Consider the following 25,636-nt stretch of genomic DNA (forward strand, 5'->3'; position numbering starts at 1 on the left):
TCCAGGGTGCGGTCGTCTTGGCGACCTGCAACCGTTTCGAGGCGTACCTCGAGATGGACGAGCCGGTCACCGCCGCGGGCGCCATCGGCGTCGAGGCCGTGCTCGAGGCCGTCGAGGCCGCCACCGGTGTCTCGGCGCAGGACCTCGACGGTGCATACGAGGTGCATTCCGGCCGGCGGGTCGCCGAGCACCTGTTCTCCGTCGCCTCCGGGCTCGAATCGGTCGTCTCGGGCGAGGGCGAGATCGCCGGCCAGGTGCGCCGCGCGCTGAAGTCCGCCCGCAAGGACGGCACCACCTCCCCCGAACTCGAACGGCTCTTCCAGCGCGCGAGCCAGGCGCAGCGCAAGGTGAAGAACGTCACCGCCCTCGGCCGCGCCGGCCGCTCCCTCGTGCGTCTCGCTCTCGAGCTCGCCGACAGCCGCATCGCCGACTGGTCGGCGGAGCGGGTCCTGCTCGTCGGCACGGGCGCGTACGCCGCAGTCACCCTTGCGACACTGCGCGAGCGCGGAGCCGTCGACATCTCGGTGTACTCGCCGTCGGGCAGGGCCGAGGCGTTCGCCGCGAAGCACGACATCCGGGCCGTATCCGCCGACGACTACTCTCGCGTCGCCTCGCACTCGAGCCTGTTGATCACCTGCACCAGCTCCGCGGAGCCGGTCCTCGGCCCCGAGCATCTCCGGGCGGCATCCGGGTTTGCAACTGTCGGCTGCCCCGTCGCCGCGCATAATCAGCTGGTCGTCGACCTCGGCATGCCGCGCAACGTCGACCCGGCGGTTGCCGCGCTCGAGGGCGTCGCCCTGCTTGACCTCGAGACGATCCGACTGCATGCCCCGCTCGAGGAGCTGCAGGCGACGGATGCTGCGCGCAGCGTGGTCCGCGAAGCAGCCGACACCTTCCACGTCGTCGGCGCGCGGCAGAGCGTGACGCCGTCGATTGTCGCGCTCCGCTCACACATCTTCGGGCTCCTCGAAGCCGAGATCGGCCGCGCCAGAGCGCGCGGCGACGAGGACGGACGCATCGAGCAGGCGCTGCGCCACCTCACCGGTGTGCTCCTGCACACGCCGACCTCACGCGCGCACGAGCTCGCCGCGAGCGGCCGCGCCGACGAGTTCGCCGCCGCGCTGGAGACGCTGTACGGGTTGACGCCGGTCGCCGACGAGACCGAGGAGTCCGCCACCGCCTGACCTCGGATCTGCCGCCGGCGAGTGCGACACTGGAGGCATGGCCCTTCACATCACCGGAGACACCGCCGCCGACGCTCTACTGACCGACAATCCGCTCGCTCTTCTGGTCGGGATGCTCCTCGACCAGCAGGTGCCGATGGAGACCGCCTTCGCCGGTCCGCTGAAGATCGAGCAGCGCACGGGAGCGACGGATGCCGCCGCGATCGCCGGGATGGATCCGGACGCCTTCCTCGAAGCGTTCAAGCAGACCCCGTCGGTGCATCGCTTTCCGGGGTCGATGGCCACTCGGGTGCAGACGCTCTGCCAGACGCTGGTCGACGAGTGGGGCGGGGACGCCGCGGCCCTCTGGACCGACGGCGACCCGGACGGGCCCGAAGTCCTCAAGCGCCTGAAGAGCCTTCCCGGGTTCGGTGAGCAGAAGGCGAAGATCTTCCTCGCTCTGCTCGGCAAGCAGTACGGCTTCACCGGTGAGGGCTGGCGCGAGGCATCCGCTCCGTACGGCGAGGAAGGCGCGTTCCGCAGCGTCGCCGACATCGTCTCGCCCGAGTCGCTGACGAAGGTGCGTGAGTACAAGAAGGCGATGAAGGCCGCGGCGAAGCAGGCCGGCTGACGCCGAAAACCCCATATCGCAGAGACCCCCTCGTACCGACGTCGGTACGAGGGGGTCTCGGCGCGAACCGGGGGCTTCGGCGCGACGACCGGCCTCAGCGAAGGCCGGCGAAGAAGGCGCGGATGTCGCCGACGAGGAGGTCCGGCCGCTCCAGAGCCGCGAAATGACCGCCCTCGTCGAACCGGCTCCAGTGCACGATGTTGGAGTTGTCGCGCTCGGCGAACACCCTGACCGTCTGGAAGTCGTCCTTGAACACCGCCACTCCGGTGGGCGCCGCGTTCACCTGCTGCTCTGCTTCGACGCGGGCGTTCTCGAGGTAGCTGCGGCTCATGCCGGAAGCGGCGTTCGCGAACCAGTTGACGCTCACCTCGAGAAGGATCTTCTCCAGCGGCACGAGGGAGGTGCCGTTGCCGAAGTTGTTGAACAGCTCGCTGTAAGCGAGAAGACCGATGGGCGAGTCGCTGAGCCCGACCGCCACCGTCTGCGGGCGCGAGGAGTTCATCGTGTTGTAGCCCCCGACAGACTGGAACCACTGCATGTGCTCGAGCGCCGCATAGTCGGCCGGCTCGAGCCTCTCGAACTCGGACGGGTCACCGGAGGGGAACGAGAACAACTGCATCACGTGAAGGCCGAGGAACCCCTCGGGGTTCAGCAGACCGAGCTCGCGCGCGACCATGGCTCCATTGTCGGAACCGTGGATGCCGTAGCTGTCGTATCCGAGTCCGCGCATCAGCTGGTCGTACGCGGCGGCGACCTTGCCGACGGTCCAGCCGGGCGAAGCGAGCGGCTGCGAGAATCCGTAGCCCGGCGCGTCGGGGATCACGACGTCGAACGCGTCCTCCGCGCGTCCGCCGTGCGCCACCGGATCGGTGAGCTGATCGATCATGTCGAGGTAGTCGACGGCGGAACCGGGGTAGGTGTGCGCGAGGAGCAGCGGGGTCGCACCCTCGTGAGCGGAGCGGACGTGGATGAAGCGGATCGTCTGGCCCTCGATGTCGGTCGTGAAGTGCGGCACGGCGTTGATCGCGGCCTCCGCGGCGGTCCAATCGAATTCACGCCACGCCGCGATGGCCTCCCGCAGATAGGAGTTCGGCGTGCCGGCATCCCAGTCGTCGGTGGGCGACGGCTGCGGCAGTCGAGTGCGGGCGAGACGGTCCTGCAGATCGGCGACCTCCGCGGCCGCGACGGAGACGGTGAAGGGGCTGAAGGTGAGGTTGTTGTTTTCCATGTCTCCACAGTAGAAAGCCATTAGGCTGGATCCGTTCCTAATGAGAACCTCTTTCGAGGAGATTCCGATGGCCGATCCGACCGCCCGATTACTCGCCCTCTTGGCACTGTTGCAGACCGGCTCGGCGCGCTCCGGACGCGAGCTCGCCGAGCGGCTCGGCGTCTCGGCGCGCACGCTGCGACACGACATCGATCGCCTTCGCGGCCTCGGCTATCCGGTCGACGCCACGCGCGGCGCCATCGGCGGATACCGGCTGGGTGCCGGCGGCACGCTGCCTCCGCTGCTGCTCGACGACGAGGAGGCCGTCGCCGTCACGGTCGGACTCCGCGTCGCCGCCGGCATCACCGGGGTCGAGGAGGCCGGCGCGCGAGCGCTCGCGAAGCTCGAACAGGTGCTGCCGTCGCGGCTGCGCCCGACCGTCGATGCCCTGCGCTCGTCGATCGACCGGGCACCGGAGAACACCGGCACCGATGCCCCTGACCCGGAGATCGACTCGGCCGCTCTCCAGGCCATCGCGAGCGCCATCAGCGACGTCGAATGGCTGCGATTCGACTACGACGACGAACCGCGGCTCGTCGAGCCGTACCGTCTGCTGAGCTGGCAGCGCCGTTGGTACCTGGTCGCCCGCGATCCGCAGGACGGCACCTGGACCACGTATCGCGTCGACTGGATGCGGCTGCGGATGCCGACGCGGCGCCGGTTCGATCCGCAGCCGCTCCCCGGCGGTGACTACACCGCGTTCGCGATGCGCACGATCGCCGCGAGCGGCTGGAACGTGCATGCTCGCCTGCTGATCGATGCCTCCGCGGAGGACGTGCTCAACCGCATCAACCCCGCGGTCGGCGTCGTCGAGCCGATCGACGAGACGCACTGCGTGCTCGTGACCGGCGCCGACAGCCTCGACACGGTCGCCGCGTACATCGGCATGCTGATGATGGACTTCACGGTCGAATCTCCCCCCGAGCTGCTTCCGCGATTGCAGACGCTCTCGGACCGGTACGCCCGCGCCGTGGCCGGCTCCTGAGCGCTCATCAGCAGGCCACGGCCAGCCCCGCGTCGACGACGACTCGACCGTATCCGGATCGGCTCTCCGCACGGCGCATCCAGTGCCGGTCGTGCGTGACGGTGATCACTGCGCCGGGGTGGCCGTCGAGCGCCTCCTCGAGCTGGTCCACGAGCTCCGGGTCGAGATGGTTGGTCGGCTCATCCAGCAGGAGCACCTCGGCCGGTGCGGCGAGCGCGATCGCCAGGTCCAAGCGGCGTCGCTGTCCGACGGACAGGGTGCTCACCTCTCGCTCGAGGTCCGACTCGCGAAGCAGGCCGAACCGCAGCAGGGATTGCATCGCGTCCGTCTCGGCCAGTCCGGTCGACCGCGCGAACGACGCCACCACTGTGCCCGACTCGGTCGCGCCCACCTCTTGCCGCAGCCAGCCCATTCGCACGTCGTCGCCGCGCTCGACGGTCCCCGCGTCAGGCGTGATCTCTCCGGCGAGTAGACGCAGCAACGTGGTCTTACCCGCACCGTTGGCTCCGGTGATCAGCCAGCGTTCTCCGGCTCGCACCGTCCACTGGTCCATCCGCAGCACCGCACCCGCCGACCGTTCGACAGCGTCGAACCTGACCAGTTCGACGTCCGGGTGCTCCTCGCCCGACGCGCCGAGGGCGAACCGAAGCGGCTCGGGCGGCGGCGGACACGGCGCGGCGCGCAGGCGCGATACCCGCTCCTTGGCCATCCGGATACGTCCCATCGCGCCGTGATCGCGGCTCCGCGCGCGGAACGCTCCGTGCCCGAACCCGTCGAGCTCGAGTTTGCGCGGGATCGAATCGAGCCGGAACGCATTGGCTTGAACGAGGGCTTCGTTGCGCGCAAGATCCGCCCTCCACGCGATGTGGCGCTCTGCCATGCGCTGACGCTCCGCTGCGCGCGCTGCCAGGAATCCGGCGTACCCGTCGCCGTATCGGCGCAGACGCCCGTCCTGCACCTGGATCACGTCGACGGCGAAGCGCTCGAGGAAGGCCCGATCATGTGTGACCACGACGAGTGCGCCCCGGTGGGCGGCGATCCGCTCCTCCAGCCACGAGAGCGCTGCGCTGTCGAGATCGTTGGTCGGCTCGTCCAGCAGCAGTAGCTCGGCGTGTGCAGAGACGGCGACGGCGAGCGCCAGCCGCGCTCGCTCACCACCGGAGAGCGCCGCGACCGTCCGGTCGCGCTCGAGCGCCCCCAGTCCGAGCTGGTCGAGAGCCGCATCGACGCGTCGGTCGACGGCATAGCCGTCGCGTGCCTCGAAGCGGTCCTGCAACGCGGCGATCTCGGTGAGGAGCAGGTCCTGCTCCTCACCCTCGATCGTGGCGAGACGGTCATACGCCTCGCTCATGCTCCGCTCCAGGTTTCGCAGATCGGCGAGGAGGACATCGATCGCCTCCGTCACAGTCGCACGTTCAGGCAACCGCGGGTCCTGCGACGCGAACGCGATCCCGCCGGGGATCGAGACGCGCGACTCTCCCGCCGTGGGCGCGAGCGATCCCGCGAGGAGTTCGAGCAGGGTCGACTTGCCGGCGCCGTTGTCTCCGATGACGGCGAGCCGATCGCCCGGTCGGACGACGAGATCGACGCGATCGAGCACGATTCGATCGGCGAAGCGGACGGTCGCTGATCGCAGCTCGCAGACGCGGTGAACGCGAGCGGTGGTCGGGGAGGGATGTACAGGGAACATGGAGAGTCCTCTCCGCGGTGCAGTGGCGCCGCAGGGATGCGCGTCAGCAGACGCGTCCGATCATGGATCTCGAGCACGCCGGTCAGACGGCGCGTTCGCTCAGGACCCGCTGCGGAGAAGACTCGACGCAGCGTCCAGATCTAGCGGATCAGAGTACCCATCGCCCGAGACGATAGCAGAGCAGGGATGGCGAACGCCAGCAGCTGCTCGCTCTCAACCGTAGCGCGAGACGATCTCCGCGGTGAGCGGCGGCCAGATCCGCTTGTGATCCTCGCCGAACGGGGTTCCCGAGAGGAACGCGGCAGCGAGGTCTCGTGATCGGTCGATGAACAGGAAGCTGCCCTGTGCTCCGAAATGTCCCGCCGTCTCCGGTGGCAGCGTGTCGCTCAGCCAGTGCGGGCTCTTGGTGCCCTTGAGCTCGAAACCGAGCCCCCACTGGTTGTCTGCGAACGCCCCATAGCCGGGCACGATGCCGCGAAGGCCCGCCTGCGACACCGTGAGTGCGAGGTCGCGCAGCTCGACGGGGATCAGCACGGGCCGAAGCACCTCCCGTCCGAAGATCAGCAGGTCATCGATCGACGACGTCGCACCGGCAGACGGTCGCCCGGTGACGTCGGTCTGCGCCATTCCGAGCGGAAGGACGACTTCGCGTTCCATCCAGTCAGCGAACGCCATGCCGGAGGCATCCGCGACGTGTGCGGCCAGCGTGTCGAAGCCGGCATTCGAGTAGATCCGTCGCTCCCCGACCGGTCGCAGCGGCTCGGCGCCCTCCATCGGAAGCCCGCTGGTGTGATCGAGCAGGTTGAGCACCGTCGCTCCGGTGGGCCCAGCCGGCTCGTCCAGATCCACGATTCCGCGTTCGACCGCGACGAGCACGCCCCATGCGGTGAGCGGCTTGGTCACGGATGCCAGCGGCAGGACCGTCCGCGAGTCCCCCTGCACGGCGAGCGTCTCATCCGGGCCGGTGACACCGAGGAGCGCAGGATGCGGGAAGCCCTCGGTCGCGGCGAAGGTCGTCGCCTGCATCACGCGCCCTTGAGGCGCTCGGCGAGGTACTCGTGCAGGCCGTCGATGGAGATGCGCTCCTGCGCCATGCTGTCTCGGTCGCGGACGGTGACCGCGTAGTCGTCGAGCGAGTCGAAGTCGACCGTGACGCAGAACGGCGTGCCGATCTCATCCTGGCGGCGGTAGCGACGCCCGATCGCGCCGGCATCATCGAAGTCGACGGACCAGCGACCGCGGAGTCCGTCCGCCACCTCGCGGGCCAGCGGAGACAGCCGCTCGTTGCGCGACAGCGGCAGCACGGCGACCTTCACCGGAGCCAGACGCGGGTCGAGCTTCAGCACGGTGCGGACGTCGGTGCCGCCCTTGGCGTTGGGCACCTCCTCCTCGACGTACGCATCGACGAGGAAGGCCATCATCGACCGGGTGAGGCCGAAGGACGGCTCGATCACGTACGGGGTATAGCGCTCGCCCGAGGCCTGGTCGAAGTACGTCAGGCTCTGGCCCGACGCCTCGGAGTGGCTGGAGAGATCGAAGTCGGTGCGGTTGGCGACACCCATCAGCTCGCCCCACTCCTTGCCGGGGAACCCGAAGCGGTACTCGAAGTCGATCGTGCCGGCCGAGTAGTGCGCGCGCTCGTCCTCCGGCACGTCGAACTGCCGCATGTTCTCGGGATCCAGGCCGAGGTCGATGAACCACGCCCAGCAGGCCTCGACCCAGTGCTCGAACCACTGCTGCGCCTCGGCGGGCGGCGTGAAGAACTCGATCTCCATCTGCTCGAACTCGCGGGTGCGGAAGATGAAGTTGCCCGGCGTGATCTCGTTGCGGAAGGCCTTGCCGATCTGGCCGATACCGAACGGCGGCTTCTTGCGGCTCGCGGTGAGCACGTTGGTGAAGTTCACGAAGATGCCCTGTGCGGTCTCCGGGCGCAGGAAGTGCAGTCCGGACTCGTCGTCGACGACGCCGAGATATGTCTTGACCAGCCCCGAGAACGACTTCGGCTCGGTGTACTGGCCCTTGTTGCCGCAGTTGGGGCAAGGGACGTCGGCAAGGCCGTTCTGCGCCTTCCGGCCTTTACGCGCCTCGAAATCCTCGATGAGATTGTCGGCACGGAAACGCTTGTGGCAGCTGAGGCACTCCACGAGCGGGTCGGTGAATGTGGCGACGTGGCCGGACGCCTCCCACACGCGCTTGGGCAGGATGATCGAGGAATCGAGGCCGACCATGTCACCACGGCCGCGGACGAACGTCTGCCACCACTGGCGGCGGATGTTCTCCTTGAGTTCGGTACCGAGGGGGCCGTAGTCCCAGGCCGAGCGCGAGCCGCCGTAGATCTCACCCGCTTGGAACACGAACCCGCGGTGGCGGGCGAGGGCGATGACCTTGTCGAGGCGGGACTGTTCGGCCACGGTGGCTCCAATGGTCGGATGCGGGGGGATGCCGGTGATGACGGGCCCGCTCATTCTATCCGCGCGCCGGCGGCCCGAATGAGCCGCGAAGGCAGGCGTCAGGTGGTGAAGAGGTAGCCGCGCTCGACATCGAAGCCCGCGATGCGCAGCGAGCGTCCGAGCAGCTCCTCCATCTCGTCGCGGAGGCGCAGACGCCATTCGTGCGCGGCATCCGGATCGGAGACACGCATCGCCTCGATGTCCGTGGGGATCTGCAGAGTCGCGACGACGGCATCCGCAGCCGGTGGCTTCGCGATGTCGGCGAGCGCCCATTCCACATCGAGGCGATCGCTCTCATCTCCGGCGTCCCCGCCGCCGAAGAGCCCGTATCGGTTCACGGAGTATCCCGTGACGCGGGCACCGAGCACCGAGAGGAAGAAGTGCGCGTTGCGGGCGACGAGCGGGTCGAAGGTCCACGTGACACGGCCGACATCGCGGGAGAACGCCCATTGGCGCTGGTGCTCCTTGAGCTCACGCCCCCAGCCGCGGCCACGGTACTCGGGAATGAGCGCCGTGATGTGCGAGTGCATCGTGCGGCGCCCCGGTTCGCCGAAGAAGGCGATGGACGCGCCGACCATGCGCTCCTCACCGTCTTCGCTGTCGAACAGGCCGACGACGTAGTTGCCGGCCTGCTGCAGCGCGCGGAGCGTGCCGGCGTCGATGACGCGCTCGGGCCCTCGAATGGAGTCGAGCAGCCCCTGGGCGTCGATGATCAGTTCAACGGTGTCCAGATCGCGGATGGTTCGCACCCGTCCAGTCTGCCAGCCAAAGGGTCAGCGGGTGGGGAATGCCTCTCCTCCCCCTGCCGCCAGCGCCTCGGCCACGATGCGCAGATGGTCCTGCGTCATCTCCTCCGGCATGGCGGGCATGACCTGCTCCCAGTACGGCAGGATCGCGCCGCGCCCCTGCATCATCCCGGCCGGACGCGCGTACGCCCACAGGTGCAGGTGCGCGGAGCCGTCGTTCCACCGCGAGAAGTGGCACCGCGCGACGGCGGGGATCTGCTTCGTCGCCTCCGACAGGCGCTGCAGGACCGGCCCGAGACCTGCGAGCAGCTCGATCGGGGCGTCTTCGAGCTTCACGTGACGGCGAGGGGAGATCGCGCCGACGAACGGCAGACCCAGGCCGCCTTCGAAGCCGGAGTTCACACGCCAGTCGTCGTCATGCCAGATCGTGTACTCCGACGGCTTGCAGTGGCCGCACTCCGACGGGTCGTTCTCACCGCGGCGCGGTCTTTCCGGCACGAGCATCGTCTCGAGCGGCAGCAGGTCGAACGCTGCGATGCTGGGAGCGGGACCGCTGCCGGGCACGCCGCTCGTGTCGAGCGTCTGGCCGATGGGAGCCCATCGATGCCACGCCGTGTCGGCAGGGTGCTGTTCCAAGGTGGTGTCGTCGCTCATCCAGCCATGCAATCACGCAACGCGTCACGGTCGCGCTGCGACACCGCGGTCAGGCCCGCGAGTCCCAGTGAGATGTCGAGCTCGGCGAGCACGTTCCGCACCACTTCGCGCACGCCCGCTTCGCCCGCGATGCCGAGACCGTAGGCGTAAGGGACGGCCGAGAGCGACGACGCTCGCACCTAGTGCGAGGGCGATCACGTCAGCGGGTGAAGGATGACGATGTTGCGAGTCGTGAATACGCAACAACAGTCCCAGGATTTCGCGTCGAGGTCCTCGTGTGGGGATCTCCGCCGGTGGGTGCTGCCGGGGCACCGGTCAGCTTGGGGACGCAGCGCTGTAAATTACGGCGCATGGAGCTGCTTCCGACGCGACTTCGTGACGGTCCTACAGCTGCTGATAGAGCGCCCCGAAGTTCGAGAAGCGTCGCGCCGAAGTGCCCGTCACCAACGACACGGGTGAGCGCACGCTACTCGTGCTCTTCGACCACGAATGCGGCCGATGGTCCGTCTCGGAGGGCGGCATCCTTCGAGAGGGTGGACCAGACGGCGAGGTGCCGGACGAAGTAGCCTTGCTCGCTCTCGTGAACCTACCGCGTGGAGTCGACCTTATGACATGTTCGTGCCTCGAGGGGTGGAGGCCGTTGGGCACGATTTCAGGGTCCTCGCGCACCAGCGCGATCGCCCTGAGATCGCTTGCGAGGCAGTTATCGATGGCGCTCACGGGGTTGCTCACTCATATTCGACCCCAGTCGATGAGTTCCGCCTGATCTCGGTGACGCCCGCTACCTAAATCCACGGAGCTTCGTTGTCGTCCGGCCAGCGACACTGGTCGAGATGGAATCATCATCGAAGTTGCAGAGGAAGCGATAGCCCTCGTAGGCGTAGCACGATCGCGCGCTACCGCTGTAGCGGCTCGCGCCAGGTGCTCTTCTCGGCCATGCCCGCAGCTCGCGCGTTGAACGTCGGGTACTTCAGCTTGAGGGTGGGCGACCACGGCGGAACGAGCGACCACCGCGCCTGCTCATATCAGAGCTCCCCCCGTCTTCGCTGAGCCCTGCAGCATGGGGATGCTCTCGGTAGGCGCGATGTTGTACGTCGCCGCCCAATGTGGCTGCCACTCATACGGGCGCCGACCGGTCTTCGTCACGAACTTGGAGATCTCCGCATTGCGCGATCACCCATTGCGAATCGTCCACACATGGCTGTGAGCGTACCCACGGTCTGGGGGTCGTGGGGCTCGACCCTGAGGACTTCCCCCGGGCGGTTCCGCAGGGAGATTTCTCAAAGGGCTTGACACTCCTGACCTCGCGGGGTCTACTTTCCAGTATGGAAAACGAACCTTCAGCTGCGGAAGCGTTGGCGATCGCTCAGGAGTCCCGTCGCGCAGCCTTGCAACAGTCGCGGTCACCCTGGTGGTACTTTCCTGCGAGCGGCGCTGTTCTGGGAGCGGCAGTTGTTGCCGTTTTGCTCGCGCAAGGCATCGGCATAGGCATCGCGGTGATCCTGATGTCTGTCTCGATGGCAGTCTTGGAGTTCGCTCGTCGACATGTGACGGGGACGCGAACGTCGGAGTTTGGGCGGGGCCGAGCGACGGTCTACGCGATGGTTTTCGGGGCGTTGGGTCTCGCAACCTTGGCGGGGAGCTGGTTCTTCGTCAAGGAGCAGAATGTCAGTTGGGTGGGATGGGCAGCCGGCGCGATCATCTTCGTCCTAGTGGCCGTAGGCGGATGGGTTTTTGAACGCGCGCTCCTAACCTCCACGACACGCCGATGAGGTCATCTCAGGCAGGAACAGCTCAGCTCAACGAGACCATCCATCCGACCCGTCGACTTGCTATCTGCGCATATTTGTCCGAGGTGGTGGAAGCGGAGTTTGCTGCTGTGCGAGATTCTCTACGGATCAGTGATTCGTCGCTCAGCAAGCACCTGTCGACCCTCAGAGATGCAGGGTATGTGCAGCTTTTCAAACTCGCAGACGGGGGGCACAGTCGGACGTGGGTGGCGCTAACCAAGGAAGGCCGACTGGCCTATGAAGCCCACGTCCAAGCGCTGCGTCGGTTGACCAAATCTTGAGCCTTCCGGTTCGGGCGCTAACAGAGCACCCGAACCGGAACGCTCGACAGCCCCTAGGCCGCGCAGGCTTGATAGGCGCCGATTCCGCCTACAGCGGTCGACAGCACCCACCGGATCGTCAGAGCCGGCGACATCACACCGAGAACGCCGCCGATGATAGCGAAGAGGCAGCCTTCCGCCTTGTAGTCCACGGCACCCCCTCCATAGGCGAGGCGATAGGTCGCGACGTGACGCCCGTTGATATACCTGTGCAGGTAGCTTCCCTTACAGTTTGTCAACGGCTCTCCATTCGCGAGGGAGTGCGAGTGGCCGGACGTCAGAATGCAGATCCACTCGTACTGCCCGGTGGGGGAGCTGCTCATCGGCTGAATCGCTGGGGTCGCTGCGACTGTCCCGGTTGATCGCGCCTTGGTCGGTGCCACGGTTTCTGCTGCGGCTGCTGGCGCCGCGCCGGACAGCAACAGTGCTGCGATGGCAAGGGCGGCAAGGCCGCCCTTCTTCCGAATTTTCATACTCACACCTCTCCGGTATCGAGGGCTCGCAACGCCTGTTTGATGCTGCCGCCCTGCGTTAGGGAGGGACGATCGTCCAACAACCGCGCTGAAGCGAGGGTTGGGATCGTATGGTCAGGCGGTCGCGAGACCGCCCGCCAAGCCACCGGGGGGTGCGAGCAGAACAGATGGTCATGACACGTACCAGGTATCAAGCGGGAATCGATGAACCGTCGTCGAGCACCGCATCGGGGATACTGCAGGCCGCGATCGAAGAGTTCGATGAGTGCGGCTTCGCGGAGGCCAGCGTAGGTCAGATCGCGAACCGAGCCGGGACGTCGAAGTCCCTAGTGACCTACTACTTTCCGACGAAGTCCTCCCTGGCAACTAGCATTCTCGCTCTGGCTCACCCAAACGGAGTATTCATGGGCAGGGAACGTGAGGCCAGTGACCCGCTCGATGCGATTCTTCAAGCAGCCGAGCACATAGCAACCTGTGTCGCCCACCACCAAATCGCTCGCGTCGCGATCAAACTTCATCATCGTCGTGATATCCGTCAACAGGGGATACCTGCGAGGTATAGCGGCTGGCTTGCGCGCACCGCTGACTATCTCGAGGAGGCGAAACGGAACGGGCAAGTCCCGGTCTCCACCGACGTTGCTGTGCACTCCCGACTCCTCGTCGCCGGAATCGCTGGACTGATCGATATGGCCACGACCACCGGCGATTATCTCTCCCTCGTCGACGACTCAATATTGCTCACTCGTGATCGTTTAACCCTGATACGAGGTGCCAAAGAATGACGGGATTCCGCGCCCGCAACACCTTGAGGGGTTGGGGCAAATCGCTGCGCTGGCGCGCGCGCCCGCTCCCCGCGTCGAAGTAGAGAACGGTGACCACCAGCAGCACCCGCTACGCACGCCCGAGTCGAAGACGATCGGCACGCGGCCCGCCACCCGCGCCGGGATCTCGGGCAGGACGGCGAGCGTCGGCACTGCCCGATCGATCAGGCGGCCGCCGTGATTCGAGATCCAGATGCCGGGGTGTCGCGCGCGCCGATAGCCTTGATCGGTGGGTGCGAATGACGACAGGGCCAGGAAACGTCTCTCCCGAACCCCGCCGAAGTGGGCCGTCGTCGCCGTGCTCGCCTTCGCGGGCCTGTGCTCCTCGTTCATGTTCACACTCGTCGTGCCGCTGCAGGCCGAGCTGCCGCAGCTGCTGAACGCCTCACGCGAAGACACCACATGGGTGGTCACCATCACCCTGCTCGTCGCCGCGGTCGCCACTCCGATCTCCGGGCGCCTCGGCGACATGTACGGCAAGCGGCGGGTCGTGGTCGTGCTGTTGCTCCTCCTCGTGATCGGCTCGATGATCGCCGCGCTGTCAGGGTCGATCATCGGCGTCATCATCGGCCGCGCACTGCAAGGTGCGGTGACGGGAGTGGTGCCGCTCGGCATCGCGATCATGCGCGACGTGCTGCCGTCAGAGCGCCTGGGCACCGCGGTCGCTCTGATGAGCGCGACCATGGGCGTGGGCGGCGCGATCGGCCTGCCGGTCGCCGCGCTGCTGGCCGAGCACGCCGACTGGCACATGCTGTTCTGGCTCGCGGCCGCGCTCGGCGTCGCCGGCCTCGCCCTCGTCTTCGCCGTCGTCCCCGAAGACGTGCTGCGCTTCCCCGGCCGGCTCGACGTCATCGGCGCCATCGGGCTCGCCATCGGCCTGACCGGAATCCTGCTCTTCGTCTCGCGCGGTGCTGAATGGGGGTGGACGTCGCCCCTCACCCTGACCTGCATCATCGGCGGCGTCGTCGTGCTGCTGGCGTGGGGCTGGTATCAGCTGCGAGCGAAGGACCCGCTGCTCGACCTGCGCGTCGCCGCACGCCCTGCCGTGCTCTTCACGAACGTCGCCGCCATCGGCATGGGGTTCGCGCTTTTCGCATCGAACGTGACGTTCCCGCAGCTGCTGGAGATGCCTGCGGGAACCGAGCACGGATTCGGGCTCGACATGGTCGGAGCCGCCCTCGTGATCATGCCGGCGGGGCTGGTGATGATGGTCATCTCGCCGCTGTCCGGCTGGCTCGAGCGCACCGTCGGCCCGCGCCCGCTGTTCACGGTCGGTGCGACCGCGATCGTGCTCGCCTATGTGTTCGTGCTGCTCTGGTCGAGCGAGGTGTGGCACATCTTCGTGGGGAACCTGCTCATCGGCGTCGGCATCGGTTTCAGCTTCGCCGCCATGCCGATGATCATCATGCGCTCGGTCCCGGCGAACGAGACGGGCGCCTCGAACGGCCTCAACGCCCTGTTCCGCTCCGTCGGCACGTCCAGCGCCTCGGCGGTGATGGGCGGCATCCTCGCCGCGATGAGCGTCGATGTCGACGGGGTCGCCGTGCCGACGCGGGCCGCCTTCGACGTGTGCTTCTGGCTGGCGATCGCCGCCGGCCTCATCGCGGTCATCCTGTCGTTCCTGATCCCGAAGGAGCGCAGCTCCGAGCAGCATCCTTCACTGCCCGGCTGAGGTCATACGGAGATCGTCCGCGGGTCGGGATCTCCGTCCCGCAACGGCCGCAACCGGTCGGGGAGGGGCCATCCCAGCACGAACTGCAGGGTCGTGGGCCGGGTCATGTCTCCGAAGTCGTCGATCTTCACCACGATCCGGCCGGGGGCGGCATCCTCATCGGGAGTCACCTCGAGGATGCGCACCCGCAGCGGCCGATCGCCTTCACCCTCCAGCATCCACGGGTCGGCGAGCCAGGCGATCCCGTGCGCCTCCAGCGCCGCCTCGGCATCGAGCCACTCGGTCGGCGCCGACGCGGTGCGGCCGAGCACGTCGACCGCGACCCAGCTGTCACCCTCCGGGTGGATCCATCCGAGCAGTTCGCCGTCGTCGCGGCGGTGCGGGGTCCAGTCGGGCGACACCATCAGTGCGTGTACTCCATGAGCTCGACGCCGAGTACGCGGAAGGCATCGTGTGCTCGCAGCCGGTGCGTGATCGACAGGTCGTCGAAGCAGACGATGAGCGAGTAAGCGACACCGGCACGGGGACCGGCGAGCACGCCCGCCTCGGCGCGCACGCCGCGGTCGCGTCCGGTCTTGTTGATGAAGAGCAGGCCGTGGGCATCGTGGTCGTGCGCGAACGGGTCAAGCCCCGTCGACGAAGCGACGAGACTGAGATCCTGATTCAGGCTCAGCCACTCCGACACCTGCGCGCTGACGGCGGCATCGACGACGGCGGAGTTCACCAGCGCGGCGAAGAGTCCGGCGAGTTCGCGGGTCGAGCCGACGGCGACATGGGGAGCGTCGTCGGGACCCCGCTCGTCGCGGAAACGGTCGAGCAGGGCGGTGCTGGCGAGCCCGAGGGATTCGATGCGCCGACGAACGCTGTCGTGTCCGACGCGCTGGAGCAGGGCGTTCACGGCGATCGGGTCTCCCGCGGTCGCGGCGATCACGGCGAGGTCGGCGAGCGGCAGCGCCGGTGCGTGCAGGTGACGCCAGACGCCCGCCGTCGACACCGTCTCGACCGCCGAACGATCGACGATCTCCAGGGGGTCGAGCGCGCCGGTGTCGAAGCCGGCGGCCACCTCGATCAGCAGCGGAACGACCCCGAGCCCGGCGACGGGCATCGTGACGTGATCATCACCCGAGAGCACCCGCTCGCCACTGTCGAGATCGACCACGTGCACCGACACCTGCGCCCCGGCATCCACCAGCGTCTCGAGCGCTCGGAGCGCGGAGGTGAAGGATCTTCGCCCGATCGCCGCGCGGCGCGGCAGGCGCCGGCTGTTGCGCTGGGAGCGCCGCAGCATGGCTTGCGAGCCTTCGAACGGCTCGGGGACCGAGGGTTTGGGGAAGCCCACGCGTGATCCTTAGGGGGCGGGATGGCGGGATGCCACCAAGGCTCGTTCCCCAGCGGCAAGGGCTATCGTAACCCCACCCGTGAAGCCTCGTCATGAACTCCCAGGATGGTCACCAGATGGTCACCCGCGAGTCCTCCGGGAGCCACAGCGCATCGCTCTCGGTGACATCGAACGCCTCGTAGAACGCGTCGATGTTGCGCACGATCTGGTTGCAGCGGAACTCGTTGGGCGAGTGCGGGTCGATAGTGAGAAGACGCAGCGTCTCGGCGTCGCGGCTCTTCTGCTGCCACACCTGCGCCCACGACAGCAGCAGCCGCTGCACCCCGGTGAGCCCGTCGATGACCGGCGCCTGGGCGCCTCCGAGCGACAGTTCGTACGCCTTCAGCGCGATGCCGAGACCGCCCAGGTCGCCGATGTTCTCGCCAATCGTCAGAGCACCGTTGACATGGTGCTCGCCGTCCAGCCCTTGCGGGACGAGCGCGTCATACTGTTCGATGAGCGCCTTGGTGCGTTCCTCGAACGCCGCCCGGTCGGCATCCGTCCACCAGTCCTCGAGCTTGCCCTGGCCGTCGTAGCGGCTGCCCTGGTCGTCGAACCCGTGTCCGATCTCGTGGCCGATGACCGCACCGATCCCGCCGTAGTTCGCCGCCGCGTCACGACCGGCGTCGAAGAACGGGTACTGCAGGATGGCGGCGGGGAAGACGATCTCGTTCATCGACGGGTTGTAATAGGCGTTCACCATCTGCGGCGGCATGTGCCACTCGTCGCGATCGATGGGCTTGCCGACCTTGTCGACATTGCGATCGTGCTCGAAGATCGCCGCGCGACGGATGTTGCCGAAGAGGTCTGCGCGGTCGATCTCGAGACTCGAGTAGTCGCGCCAGACGTCAGGGTGACCGATCTTCGGGGTGAACGCGTCGAGCTTGGCGAGAGCCCGCTCGCGGGTCTCGGCGGTCATCCACTCGAGCTCGGTGATGCTCTGCCGATAGGCCTCGATGAGGTTCGCCACGAGTTCGTCCATCGCCGCCTTCGCCGTCGGCGGGTAGTGGCGTTCGACGTAGATCTTGCCGATCGCCTCGCTGAGCGCACCCTCGGTCACCGAGACGCCGCGCTTCCAGCGCTCGCGGAGCGTCGGCACGCCGGTGAGCTCGGTGCCGTAGAACGAGAAGTTCTCCTCGACGATGTCGTCCGTCAGGTACGGAGCCGCCGCATGCACGACCTTGGAGCGCAACCAGGACTTCCAGTCATCCAGTCGCTCCGGCACGAGAAGCGAGCCGAGACCCTCGATGAAGCTCGGCTGCGAGACCACGACCTCCGCGAACGCGTCGGGGTTCGTCGGGGCGACCGCGTCCCGCCAGGGTGCGAGGTCGACGCCCGCGAGCTGCTGGATCTCGTCCCACGTTTTCAGGTTGTAGGTGGCCACCGCATCACGGCTCTTGACGTTGTCCCAGTGGTGGCCGGCGAGTTCGGTCTCGAGCGTGATCGCACGGTCGGTGTCGCCGGCGGGGTCGGCGATGCCGGCGAGGGTGAGAAGGCGCTCGAGGTGTGCACGGTAGGCCGCACGGGTCTCGGCGAACGTGTCGAGGCGGAAGTAGCTCTCGTCCGGCAGCGACAGGCCCGACTGCATGATGACCGGCACATAGCGTTCCGGGTTTCCGGGGTCCCCGTCGACGTAGAACGCGATCAGGTGCGCGCGACCGTCGCGGTCGTAGGCGCCGACGGTGCGCAGGAACGAGGGGATGCCGTCGATCGCGTCGATCTCGGCGAGCGTGTCCGCGAGCGGCGCGGTGCCGGCCGCCGCGATGCGCTCGGTGTCCATGAAGCTGGCGAACAGATCGCCGATCTTCTGCGCCAGTGTGCCGGGCTGCGCACCCTGGGATTCCTCGATGATCGCGCGCACGTCCTTCTCGGCCTGCTCGGCCAGCAGATGGAACGAGCCCCAGCGAGCCTTGTCGCCGGGGATCTCGGTGCGAGCGAGCCATTCGCCGTTCACATACCGGTACAGGTCGTCCTGAGGACGGATGTCGGAGCTGAACTCTTCGAGGGCGAGGCCCGAGGGAAGCACGTCGGTCATGCATCCCACCCTATGGCGGCCTGGACGCGTCCGGACGTCGAGAACGCGCAAACCGCCCTTCCGCGCGACCGGGAAGGGCGGTTCGTGCGTTCTCGGCGCGTCAACGGCGGCGGATGCTGAAACGGCGGCGTCGCGGGGGCGGCTCCGACGGCGGCGCCGCCGCCGACCGAGCCGCGCGCCGCTCCCGCCATGCCTCCACTTCGGCATCGACATCGCGAGGCGAGGTGACGACGGGCGGACCGCCCTGAAGCTGGCGGCGCGCTTCGATCACGCGCCGGTTGAAGTCCTCGAGCACGTCCCGCACATCCGACTCCCGCCCGAGGAGGTCGAGCTGAGCGTCGAGCTCTCGGTCTTCGGTGCGCAGCAGGATCGCCGGGGGTCCGAGTCCGGTGAGGTTCTCGCGCTCGATCTTGCGGCGGATCCACCAGTCCGGGTCATGGTGTTCGCCCAGACCCTCGAGCGGCTTGCCTGCCCCGGGCAGGTTGTCGAACTCGCCGCGGCGGATCGCGAGCTGGATCGCGGTCTCGACGAACGCCGCCCTGTTCTCGGCGTTCAAGGTGACGGACGGCTCCTGCTCGTCAGCAGCTTCCTGTGACGGGTCCTCGCCGGCCTGGCGCTTCGCGAGGTAGCGCGCGGCGTTCTCCATGGCGTCTGACATCGGTCACCTCCGGGTCGCGTCCGGTGTCATTCCAGGATAGGGCGACGGCTGGGGGTCGGCGCCAGCCCATAGGCTCGACGGGTGACCGTGCGCGCCTCCCTCAACAGAGACATCCTGCGCCTCGCCGTCCCCGCGCTCGGCGCGCTGGTCGCCGAACCCGCGTTCCTCATCGTGGACGCAGCCCTCGTCGGTCACCTCGGCACGGTTCCGCTGGCCGGGCTCGGCATCGCGGGTGCCGTCCTTCAGACGATCGTCGGACTCATGGTGTTCCTCGCGTACTCGACCACGCCGGCGGTGGCGAGGCGCTTCGGCGCGGGGCGCCCGGGCGACGCGGTCTCGGCGGGCGTCGACGGTATGTGGCTGGCGCTCGGGCTCGGGGCCGTGCTGGCGGTCGTCGGCGCGGTCTCCTCGCCGTGGCTCGTCTCGCTGTTCGGTGCGAGCGAGGCCGTCGCCGATCAGGCGTACGCCTACCTCGTCGTGTCGATGTGGGGTCTGCCCGCGATGCTGATCGTGTTCGCCGCCACCGGGCTGCTGCGCGGGATGCAGGACACGGTAACTCCGCTGTGGATCGCCGGTCTCGGATTCGGCGCCAACGCACTGCTCAACGTCGTGTTCATCTACGGATTGGGCTGGGGCATCGCCGGATCCGCGTTCGGCACGGTGGTCGCGCAGTGGGGCATGGTCGCCGCGTACGTCGTCGTCATCCGGCGCTTGGCGACGAAGCACAACGCCTCGATGCGAGCGCACGGCGGCGGCATCCGCAGCAGTGCCCGCTCGGGCGGCTGGCTGTTCCTGCGCACCGTCAGCCTGCGCGTCGCGCTCCTCGCGACAGTCGCGGTCGCGACGGGAATCGGCACCACCGAGCTTGCTGGCTGGCAGATCGTCTTCACCATCTTCTCGGCGGCGGCATTCGCCCTCGATGCGCTCGCCATCGCCGCGCAGGCCCTCATCGGCAAAGAGCTCGGTGCCGGCGACGAGCGGCAGGTGCATCGTGTGCTGCGGCGCACCGTGGCGTGGGGCGCGTGGTTCGGTGTCATCGTCGGCGCGCTGATCGCGGCTCTGTCCGGGGTTCTCGGCATCGTGTTCACAGGTGACGCCCAGGTGGCAGCGATGGTGCAACCGGCCCTCCTGGTGCTCGCGGTGGCCCAGCCCATCGCCGGAGTGGTGTTCGTGCTCGACGGCGTGCTCATGGGGGCGAACGATGCCCGCTACCTCGCACTCGCCGGCGGTGCCAACCTCGTGCCGTTCCTCCCTGCCCTCTGGATCATCGCCGCCTCCGGAGTCGACGGCGGCGTGGGCCTGATCTGGCTCTCGGTGGCGTTCTTCGGGGTGTATCTGCTGGCTCGGCTGGCGACACTCGGCCTGCGCGTGAAGTCCGGGAGGTGGATATCGTGATGAGCGACGCGAACTGGCCGGGCGACGCCGAGACCGTCATCGGCTGGGTGCGAGCGAGCATCCAGCCCGTGGATGCACCGGCGGTGCGCGGTCTCGAGGACGTGCACATTTCGGCGGAGCTATCCGGCACGGATCTCACGACCCTCACCATCGATGCGAGCGGCGTCGAGCTCAGCCTCGACCCGCCGCCGACACCGGCAGCGACGACACCGCACGTCGCGGCGGAGGAACCCCCCGTCGTGCATCGCACCCCCGGGGTGCTGCGGACCGTCCGCGTCACCGCCGACCCGGTCCGGATCGAGCGCATCCCGGTGACGATCGACTTCCAGCTCTACGACGCCCGCGTGGAATGGCTCGTGTACGAGCGGCCGATGATCGCCGACCGGCCGGAGTCCATCCACGGCCTCGAGCTCGCTCACGACGGCACCGGCATGCGGGGTGCGTTCACCGCGTCGCTTCGGGCGGCCGACCTGACACCTCTTCTCGCGGCAGTGCTGCACCCGGCCCTCGACACCACCGGCATCCGCCTGCGCCGCCTGAAGGTCGACGTCTCGCAGGACGGCGCCGACGGCATCCGCATCCAGGGTCGCGCCGGCATCGGGTGGCGGATGCTGAGGGCATCCGCCACCGGCACCGCCCGCGTCGGTGTCTCACGCGCCGGAATCGTCACGCTGCGCGAACTGCGCGTCGGCAGCCGCAACCCGCTGGTGGCGATCGCGCTGCGCGCTGCTCGGCGGTCGATCCGCGAACAGGTGGGCCGCAGCTTCGACCTGAACGACGAGTTCGCCTCAGCCGGCGGTCCTCGCCTGAGCGACGTGCGGGTGGTCGCGGCTAAGCGGCTCACGATCTCCGCTCGCCTGGCCTGACTCCGCGACCCGCTCACGACGCCGCATCGCGTACGCCCACGCCGCGAGACCGAGCATCGGGCCCCACAGCCAGAACGGGAACATCAGCAGCACGAACAATGTCTCCTTCGCTGCGCCCACGCCTTCGAGCGCGAACTCGATGCCGGCCGCGGTGAACAGCACGCTGACCACGGTCGCCGGGATCACAGCGAGCCCCGGGGGCACTGCACGTCCGCCGATCCAAGCGAGGAACCGGGGGAACCGCTCCCCCCACGGCATGATCAGGCCGAGGGTGAGCACACCGCCGATGAGCATTCCGAGCCCGAGCAGCAGCCCGGTGAGGCGCATCTCGGGCGCCTCGGCGAACATCTCGGCGCTGCCGCCGAAGAGCGGCCACGGGGTGAGCCATGTTGCTCGGGCGAACGCGTACGGCAGTGCGCAGGCAGCGCCGATGACGGTGATCGCGACGCGGTGCCGCAGCACGAATCGCGCGGATCCGCCCCGCGTCTCGCCTCCGGTGATCATCCACACGACGAGACCGGCCGCCGCGATCACATGAGCGAGGGCGAGAGTGGCCTGCGGCAGCACGCCTCCGAATGCGCCGACGATACGCGGGATCAGCACGGCGGCCCCCATCTGGACGATCGCGACCGTCACCAGCGCGGCGAGCACCGCGGCGAGCACGATGCCCAGCCAAGGCCTTCGCAGCACGGTGAGGGTGACGAACACGGTGATGCCGACGACGACCGTGAGGGCGAAGGTGTAACCGGCCGCCGGGATCACGCCGCCCGGCGTCGTCGCGGCGAGCAGGGTCGCGGCGACGAGTCCACCGGCGCGCACGGCACGCAGCGGAACCGCGGTTGCGCGGTCGCTGCGCTGTGAGGCGAGGGCGATCCCCACGACGAGGAGAACGCCGAGAGCACCGCTGAGCGCGACGGCGAGTTCGACGCCGGTGCCGAACCTGCCGATGATGCTCGTCGGCAGGTCGTCGAGGAACCCGGGTACGAGCATCCTCAGCAGAGCGATGACCGCCACCGTCAGAGCCGCTGCAGCAGCAGCGATGAGCGAGAGAGCGCGAGTGCGATGTGACATGCTTCCACGCTAGGAATCGCCGGGGTGCGGGGCATCGCCCACGGGAGCCTTCTTCCTCACCCGGGCGGGTGAGTTCCGCCGGCCGCGTCAGGCGCGGGGGCGGAGCACGCCGTTCTCGTACGCCCAGATCACCACGTGCACGCGGTCGGGTACCGCCAGCTTCGCGAGCACCGCCTTGACGTGGGTCTTCACTGTGTTGGGCGAGAGGAAGAGCGCCGCTGCGATCTGCTCGTTCGACGCCCCGGTGGCGAGGAGACGGGCGACCTCCTGCTCGCGCGCGCTGAGCGCCGCGAGCGCTTCGCCGGGATCAGCGGGCGGACCTCCGTCTCGCACGAAGCCGATCAGCGCGGCTGTCGCGCGCGGCGACAGCACCTGCTCGCCGGCCGCGACAGCCGCCGCGGCGTCGGCGAGTTCCGCCGGGCTCGCGTCCTTGGTGAGGAAGCCACTCGCCCCTTCGCGGATCGCGGCGTACACGTACTCGTCGAGATCGAACGTGGTGAGCACGAGCACCCGGATGCCGTCGCGGATCCGCAGGATCTCGCGTGTGGCGGCGATACCGTCGAGTCCCGGCATCCTGATGTCCATCAACACCACATCGACGGCGTGCGCCCGCACGTGCTCGATGGCCTCCTCGCCGGAGGCGACAGCCCTGACATCGGCGATCCGGGGGTCGCGGGCGAGCATCACGGCCACGGCCTCGCGGAACAGTTCCTGATCGTCGACGATCAGCACCCGGATGGTCACGACGCACTCCCCCGTGCCGCATCCGCGCCCGGCAGCTCGACCCGCACGGTCCAGCCGCGAGGCGTGCGCTCCCGGGCAGAGAGGATGCCGCCGGCCTGACGCACGCGCTCGGAGACTCCGATGAGTCCGGTGCCGGTGCCGAGCTCCCGTCCGGCATCCGCGCGTATGGGACCGGCGCCGCCGTCGTCCGTCACGGTCGCCGTGACACCCGTCCCGGTCCACACCAGGCTGACATCGATGCGCACCGGCGGCGACGTGTGGCGCACGGCGTTGGTGAGAGCTTCGCGAACGGCGTGGTGCAGCGCCAGCATCACGTCGGGGCGCAACGGCGTGCGGTCTCCGTCTTCCTCGAGGGTGACCTCGCTGCCCGGCCGGCGCACGGCCTCGACCAGTTCTGCGATCGATGAGATCGTCGGCAGCGGCCCGAGCGGCGCATCGCCGACGGCGACGGCCGATCGCATCCCCCGCAGGGCGTCCCGTCCGGATTCGATGACGATGCCCAGCGCGTGGTCGCTGCGCTCGACGTCATCACGAAGCAGCGCGCGCGCGACCTCGGCCTGGGCGATCATCACCGTCATCGAATGGGCGACGATGTCGTGCAGGTCGCGGTTGATCCGCATCCGCTCGTCGACGATCGCCCGTTCGACGCTCGCCTGCATCCGCTCCTCGGTCTGCATGCGTCGAAGCCGCAGCAGAGCACCCACCGCCCACGCCGCGCTGACCGCCCCGATGAGGCCGAGGAAGGCTCCCCAGCGAAGCGGCCCGTCGAAGCCGGGTTCGGTGAAGGCGATGAGCGCGGCACCGAAGACCCCGCTTCCGAGTGCCAGGAGCCCCCGGATCGGCTGGCACTGCAGCGCGACCTGACCGAGCACGAGCAGGTAGGCGACGCTCGAGGGGAACAGCACTCCCGAGATCTGCTGGATCGACGGCACCAGCGCCAGCGCGGCCATGATCGCACTCGCGCCGGCGAAGGCGGCGACGGGAATGCGGGTGGCCAGCAGCGACATGGCGTGCAGCCCGGCGAACAGGGGGATCGCGAGCGCAATCGTCGCCCCGTCGGGTCGGAGGTCGGCGCGCGTGATGGTCGCGATGCTCGCCGGAAGCAGGACCACCAGCACCACCAGCGCCACGATGACGTCGGCGCGCAACCACGTGTACCACGCTCGCGCCGTCCTGACGGCATCCGTTTCCTGCTTCACCGTCATCATGCTCTCACGCAGCATGCGCGCGCGGATCGCCCGCTCGGGTGATTCCGCAGCCGGGATCAGCCGGCGTGCCTCCGGCACCACTCGTACATGATCACGGCGGCGGCCGCACTCGCGTTGATCGAGCGCGTCGACCCGTACTGAGTGATCTCGATATGGGCGGATGCCGCGGCGAGCGCCTCGGCGCTGAGGCCGGGGCCTTCCTGACCGAACAGCAGGACGCAGCGCTGCGGAAGCTCTGATCGGTCCACCGGGACCGACCCCTCGACGTTGTCGACCGCGATGATCGGGATGCCGGCATCCGATGCCCACACGGCGAACTGATCGACGGTCTCGTGATGGACGACGTGCTGGTATCGGTCGGTCACCATGGCACCGCGCTTGTTCCAGCGCCGGCGTCCGATGATGTGGACGGTGTCGGCCAGGAAGGCGTTCGCGCTGCGCACGATCGAGCCGATGTTCATGTCGTGCTGCCAGTTCTCGATGGCGACATGGAACGGATGCCGCCGGGTGTCGAGATCGGCGACGATGGCCTCCATGCGCCAGTAGCGGTAGCGATCGATGACGTTGCGGGTGTCGCCGCTCGCGAGCAGCTCGGGATCATACTGCTCCCCCGCCGGCCACTCCGCGCGGGGAGACGGCCACGGGCCGACGCCATGGGTGGTGTGCTCGGGGGTGCTGCTCGCCGCAGGTTCCGGCATCCGCTCATCCATCCCGCCAGCGTAGCCGCGCAGCGCATGTCATCCTCAGTCGCGGGCGCGGAGGAACTCCCTGATGCGGTCGAGCACCTCGTCGCGCCGCTGCCAGAGCAGGCCGTGGCCAGCCCCCTCGTAGGTCTCCACCTCGAGATCCGGCAGCACCCGGAGCCGCTCGGCGGCCGCACGCGGGTCACCCATCACCGTCGCTGATCCGAACAGCGCCAGCGTCGGCGTCGTGATTCGCCGCAGTTCATCGTCGGAGAGAGGCGTGACCCAGGGGATGCGACGACGGTAGCCGAACGATGCCGTGGCGCACGCCTTCTCTTCTTCGCTCAGGGTCACCCCGGGCGTCATCCATTCCTCGAAGCGCGCGAAGTTCGCCGCGGTCGGGCGGATGCCGACCCAGATCATCCGCGCCAGCACGCTGAGCGGCGGGCGTGCGAGAGCCGAACCGGGCTCCCCTAGCACGAGGCTCGCGATGCGGTCCGGCCGGTGGGCTGCCGTCAGCGCGGCATGCCACGCGCCTTCGGAGTACCCGAGCAGATGGGTCCGCTCGATGCCGAGGCCCGCGATCACCTCGTCGACCCACGCCGCGTAGTCCTCCCCCGTGCGAACAGGTGCAGTCTGCACGCTGCCGCCGGCGGTCCCGATCGTGTCGAGCGCATACACGGCTCGATCGGCCGCGAGGTCGGCCACGAAGGGATGCCAGCCCAGGCCGTTGCCTGCGAGCGGATGCAGCAGCACGAGCGGCAGTCCGCCGGCGGCGCCCGATCGCCGGACGCGCGTCGGCCCGAATCGCGTCGCGACATCGGTCACGGTCGACTCGACGGGCCAGAGGCGTTCGAGTGCCGCGTAGGCGTGCTCAAACGACTGCTGTGCGCGCGGATCCGTGAAACCGCCGATCCTGTCCATCACTGCTCCTCG

Annotated in this window: 27 protein-coding genes; 8 read left to right on the forward strand and 19 right to left on the reverse strand. The window is 68.4% G+C overall.

All coding sequences use genetic code 11. The features are described from left to right. Positions 1 to 1,184, forward strand: a 1,184-nt coding sequence (locus tag RIN18_RS15030; protein WP_309104797.1) for a glutamyl-tRNA reductase, incomplete at its 5' end; no start/stop codon positions are given. A 37-nt stretch (positions 1,185 to 1,221) separates the two neighbouring features. After that, positions 1,222 to 1,794, forward strand: coding sequence for an HhH-GPD-type base excision DNA repair protein (locus RIN18_RS15035; protein ID WP_309104798.1), 573 nt, complete (start codon positions 1,222 to 1,224; stop codon positions 1,792 to 1,794). Between the two features lie 94 nt (positions 1,795 to 1,888). On the opposite strand, the gene RIN18_RS15040 is transcribed toward RIN18_RS15035, so the two are convergent. Then, on the reverse strand, positions 1,889 to 3,022 hold the full coding sequence (locus tag RIN18_RS15040; protein WP_309104799.1) for an epoxide hydrolase: 1,134 nt from the start codon (positions 3,020 to 3,022) through the stop codon (positions 1,889 to 1,891). 67 nt (positions 3,023 to 3,089) lie between these two features. Here RIN18_RS15040 and RIN18_RS15045 point away from each other — a divergent pair, with 67 nt between their 5' ends. After that, positions 3,090 to 4,046 carry a WYL domain-containing protein gene (locus RIN18_RS15045; RefSeq protein ID WP_309104800.1) on the forward strand — a complete coding sequence of 319 codons (957 nt, stop codon included), beginning with the start codon at positions 3,090 to 3,092 and terminating at the stop codon, positions 4,044 to 4,046. Positions 4,047 to 4,053: 7 nt separating this feature from the next. Here RIN18_RS15045 and RIN18_RS15050 read toward each other — a convergent pair whose 3' ends face one another. The 7 genes from RIN18_RS15050 to RIN18_RS15080 form a co-directional block, all read right to left on the reverse strand. Continuing rightward, complete coding sequence (locus RIN18_RS15050; RefSeq protein ID WP_309104801.1) at positions 4,054 to 5,736, reverse strand: ABC-F family ATP-binding cassette domain-containing protein; 1,683 nt, start codon at positions 5,734 to 5,736, stop codon at positions 4,054 to 4,056. A gap of 213 nt (positions 5,737 to 5,949) precedes the next feature. Further along, positions 5,950 to 6,762 carry a serine hydrolase domain-containing protein gene (locus RIN18_RS15055; protein ID WP_309104802.1) on the reverse strand — a complete coding sequence of 271 codons (813 nt, stop codon included), beginning with the start codon at positions 6,760 to 6,762 and terminating at the stop codon, positions 5,950 to 5,952. Beyond that, positions 6,762 to 8,147: a glycine--tRNA ligase gene (locus RIN18_RS15060; protein ID WP_309104803.1), complete on the reverse strand. Its 1,386-nt coding sequence runs from the start codon at positions 8,145 to 8,147 to the stop codon at positions 6,762 to 6,764. Before RIN18_RS15060 ends, RIN18_RS15055 begins: the two co-directional genes overlap by 1 nt. A gap of 98 nt (positions 8,148 to 8,245) precedes the next feature. Further along, entirely contained in the window at positions 8,246 to 8,935 is a 690-nt protein-coding gene (locus tag RIN18_RS15065) for a GNAT family N-acetyltransferase (RefSeq protein WP_309104804.1), read from the reverse strand. Between the two features lie 24 nt (positions 8,936 to 8,959). After that, positions 8,960 to 9,586 (reverse strand): hypothetical protein, encoded by a 627-nt coding sequence (locus RIN18_RS15070; RefSeq protein ID WP_309104805.1) that lies wholly within the window; start codon positions 9,584 to 9,586, stop codon positions 8,960 to 8,962. Next, entirely contained in the window at positions 9,583 to 9,765 is a 183-nt protein-coding gene (locus tag RIN18_RS15075; protein WP_309104806.1) for an alpha-hydroxy-acid oxidizing protein, read from the reverse strand. The genes RIN18_RS15070 and RIN18_RS15075 overlap by 4 nt, the downstream gene beginning before the upstream one ends. Before the next feature lie 717 nt (positions 9,766 to 10,482). Continuing rightward, complete coding sequence (locus RIN18_RS15080) at positions 10,483 to 10,560, reverse strand: hypothetical protein (RefSeq protein ID WP_309104831.1); 78 nt, start codon at positions 10,558 to 10,560, stop codon at positions 10,483 to 10,485. 794 nt (positions 10,561 to 11,354) lie between these two features. On the opposite strand from RIN18_RS15080, the gene RIN18_RS15085 reads away from it, so the two are divergent. Then, the gene (locus RIN18_RS15085) at positions 11,355 to 11,657 is read left to right on the forward strand and encodes a transcriptional regulator (protein WP_309104807.1); all 303 of its coding nucleotides are present in this window, start codon (positions 11,355 to 11,357) and stop codon (positions 11,655 to 11,657) included. A 53-nt stretch (positions 11,658 to 11,710) separates the two neighbouring features. Here the strand turns inward: RIN18_RS15085 and RIN18_RS15090 are convergent, their stop codons facing one another. Continuing rightward, positions 11,711 to 12,169, reverse strand: a complete 459-nt coding sequence (locus tag RIN18_RS15090; RefSeq protein WP_309104808.1) for a hypothetical protein — start codon at positions 12,167 to 12,169, stop codon at positions 11,711 to 11,713. 173 nt (positions 12,170 to 12,342) lie between these two features. On the opposite strand from RIN18_RS15090, the gene RIN18_RS15095 reads away from it, so the two are divergent. Beyond that, positions 12,343 to 12,951: a TetR/AcrR family transcriptional regulator gene (locus RIN18_RS15095; protein WP_309104809.1), complete on the forward strand. Its 609-nt coding sequence runs from the start codon at positions 12,343 to 12,345 to the stop codon at positions 12,949 to 12,951. Here the strand turns inward: RIN18_RS15095 and RIN18_RS15100 are convergent. After that, complete coding sequence (locus tag RIN18_RS15100; RefSeq protein WP_309104810.1) at positions 12,922 to 13,323, reverse strand: alpha-hydroxy-acid oxidizing protein; 402 nt, start codon at positions 13,321 to 13,323, stop codon at positions 12,922 to 12,924. The genes RIN18_RS15095 and RIN18_RS15100 overlap by 30 nt on opposite strands. On the opposite strand from RIN18_RS15100, the gene RIN18_RS15105 reads away from it, so the two are divergent. After that, on the forward strand, positions 13,220 to 14,662 hold the full coding sequence (locus RIN18_RS15105; RefSeq protein ID WP_309104811.1) for an MFS transporter: 1,443 nt from the start codon (positions 13,220 to 13,222) through the stop codon (positions 14,660 to 14,662). The two genes, RIN18_RS15100 and RIN18_RS15105, sit on opposite strands and share 104 nt — an antisense overlap. A gap of 2 nt (positions 14,663 to 14,664) precedes the next feature. Here RIN18_RS15105 and RIN18_RS15110 read toward each other — a convergent pair whose 3' ends face one another. The 4 genes from RIN18_RS15110 to RIN18_RS15125 form a co-directional block, all read right to left on the reverse strand. After that, positions 14,665 to 15,066: a hypothetical protein gene (locus tag RIN18_RS15110; RefSeq protein WP_309104812.1), complete on the reverse strand. Its 402-nt coding sequence runs from the start codon at positions 15,064 to 15,066 to the stop codon at positions 14,665 to 14,667. Next, positions 15,066 to 15,950 carry a serine hydrolase gene (locus RIN18_RS15115; protein WP_309104832.1) on the reverse strand — a complete coding sequence of 295 codons (885 nt, stop codon included), beginning with the start codon at positions 15,948 to 15,950 and terminating at the stop codon, positions 15,066 to 15,068. The genes RIN18_RS15110 and RIN18_RS15115 overlap by 1 nt, the downstream gene beginning before the upstream one ends. 160 nt (positions 15,951 to 16,110) lie before the next feature. Next, the gene (locus tag RIN18_RS15120) at positions 16,111 to 18,075 is read right to left on the reverse strand and encodes a M13-type metalloendopeptidase (RefSeq protein ID WP_309104813.1); all 1,965 of its coding nucleotides are present in this window, start codon (positions 18,073 to 18,075) and stop codon (positions 16,111 to 16,113) included. Between the two features lie 100 nt (positions 18,076 to 18,175). Further along, a complete protein-coding gene (locus RIN18_RS15125; RefSeq protein ID WP_309104814.1) occupies positions 18,176 to 18,733 on the reverse strand; it encodes a DUF1992 domain-containing protein in 558 nt (185 codons plus the stop codon). Positions 18,734 to 18,814: 81 nt separating this feature from the next. Between RIN18_RS15125 and RIN18_RS15130 the strand changes: the two genes are divergently transcribed. Both RIN18_RS15130 and RIN18_RS15135 read left to right on the forward strand, forming a co-directional pair. Then, positions 18,815 to 20,128: an MATE family efflux transporter gene (locus tag RIN18_RS15130; protein ID WP_309104815.1), complete on the forward strand. Its 1,314-nt coding sequence runs from the start codon at positions 18,815 to 18,817 to the stop codon at positions 20,126 to 20,128. Next, positions 20,128 to 20,994 carry a hypothetical protein gene (locus RIN18_RS15135; RefSeq protein WP_309104816.1) on the forward strand — a complete coding sequence of 289 codons (867 nt, stop codon included), beginning with the start codon at positions 20,128 to 20,130 and terminating at the stop codon, positions 20,992 to 20,994. Before RIN18_RS15130 ends, RIN18_RS15135 begins: the two co-directional genes overlap by 1 nt. Here RIN18_RS15135 and RIN18_RS15140 read toward each other — a convergent pair. From RIN18_RS15140 to RIN18_RS15160, 5 genes are all read right to left on the reverse strand, one after another. Further along, positions 20,917 to 22,065: a hypothetical protein gene (locus RIN18_RS15140; protein WP_309104817.1), complete on the reverse strand. Its 1,149-nt coding sequence runs from the start codon at positions 22,063 to 22,065 to the stop codon at positions 20,917 to 20,919. The two genes, RIN18_RS15135 and RIN18_RS15140, sit on opposite strands and share 78 nt — an antisense overlap. A gap of 87 nt (positions 22,066 to 22,152) precedes the next feature. Continuing rightward, positions 22,153 to 22,809 carry a response regulator transcription factor gene (locus tag RIN18_RS15145; RefSeq protein ID WP_309104818.1) on the reverse strand — a complete coding sequence of 219 codons (657 nt, stop codon included), beginning with the start codon at positions 22,807 to 22,809 and terminating at the stop codon, positions 22,153 to 22,155. Continuing rightward, positions 22,806 to 24,098, reverse strand: a complete 1,293-nt coding sequence (locus RIN18_RS15150) for a histidine kinase (RefSeq protein WP_309104819.1) — start codon at positions 24,096 to 24,098, stop codon at positions 22,806 to 22,808. Before RIN18_RS15150 ends, RIN18_RS15145 begins: the two co-directional genes overlap by 4 nt. Continuing rightward, on the reverse strand, positions 24,074 to 24,727 hold the full coding sequence (locus RIN18_RS15155; protein WP_309104820.1) for a TrmH family RNA methyltransferase: 654 nt from the start codon (positions 24,725 to 24,727) through the stop codon (positions 24,074 to 24,076). Before RIN18_RS15155 ends, RIN18_RS15150 begins: the two co-directional genes overlap by 25 nt. A 33-nt stretch (positions 24,728 to 24,760) precedes the next feature. Next, positions 24,761 to 25,624 carry an alpha/beta hydrolase gene (locus RIN18_RS15160; protein ID WP_309104821.1) on the reverse strand — a complete coding sequence of 288 codons (864 nt, stop codon included), beginning with the start codon at positions 25,622 to 25,624 and terminating at the stop codon, positions 24,761 to 24,763. Between the last annotated feature and the right edge of the window lie 12 nt (positions 25,625 to 25,636).

Source organism: Microbacterium sp. (genome assembly GCF_031179285.1).
Taxonomy (GTDB): domain Bacteria; phylum Actinomycetota; class Actinomycetes; order Actinomycetales; family Microbacteriaceae; genus Microbacterium.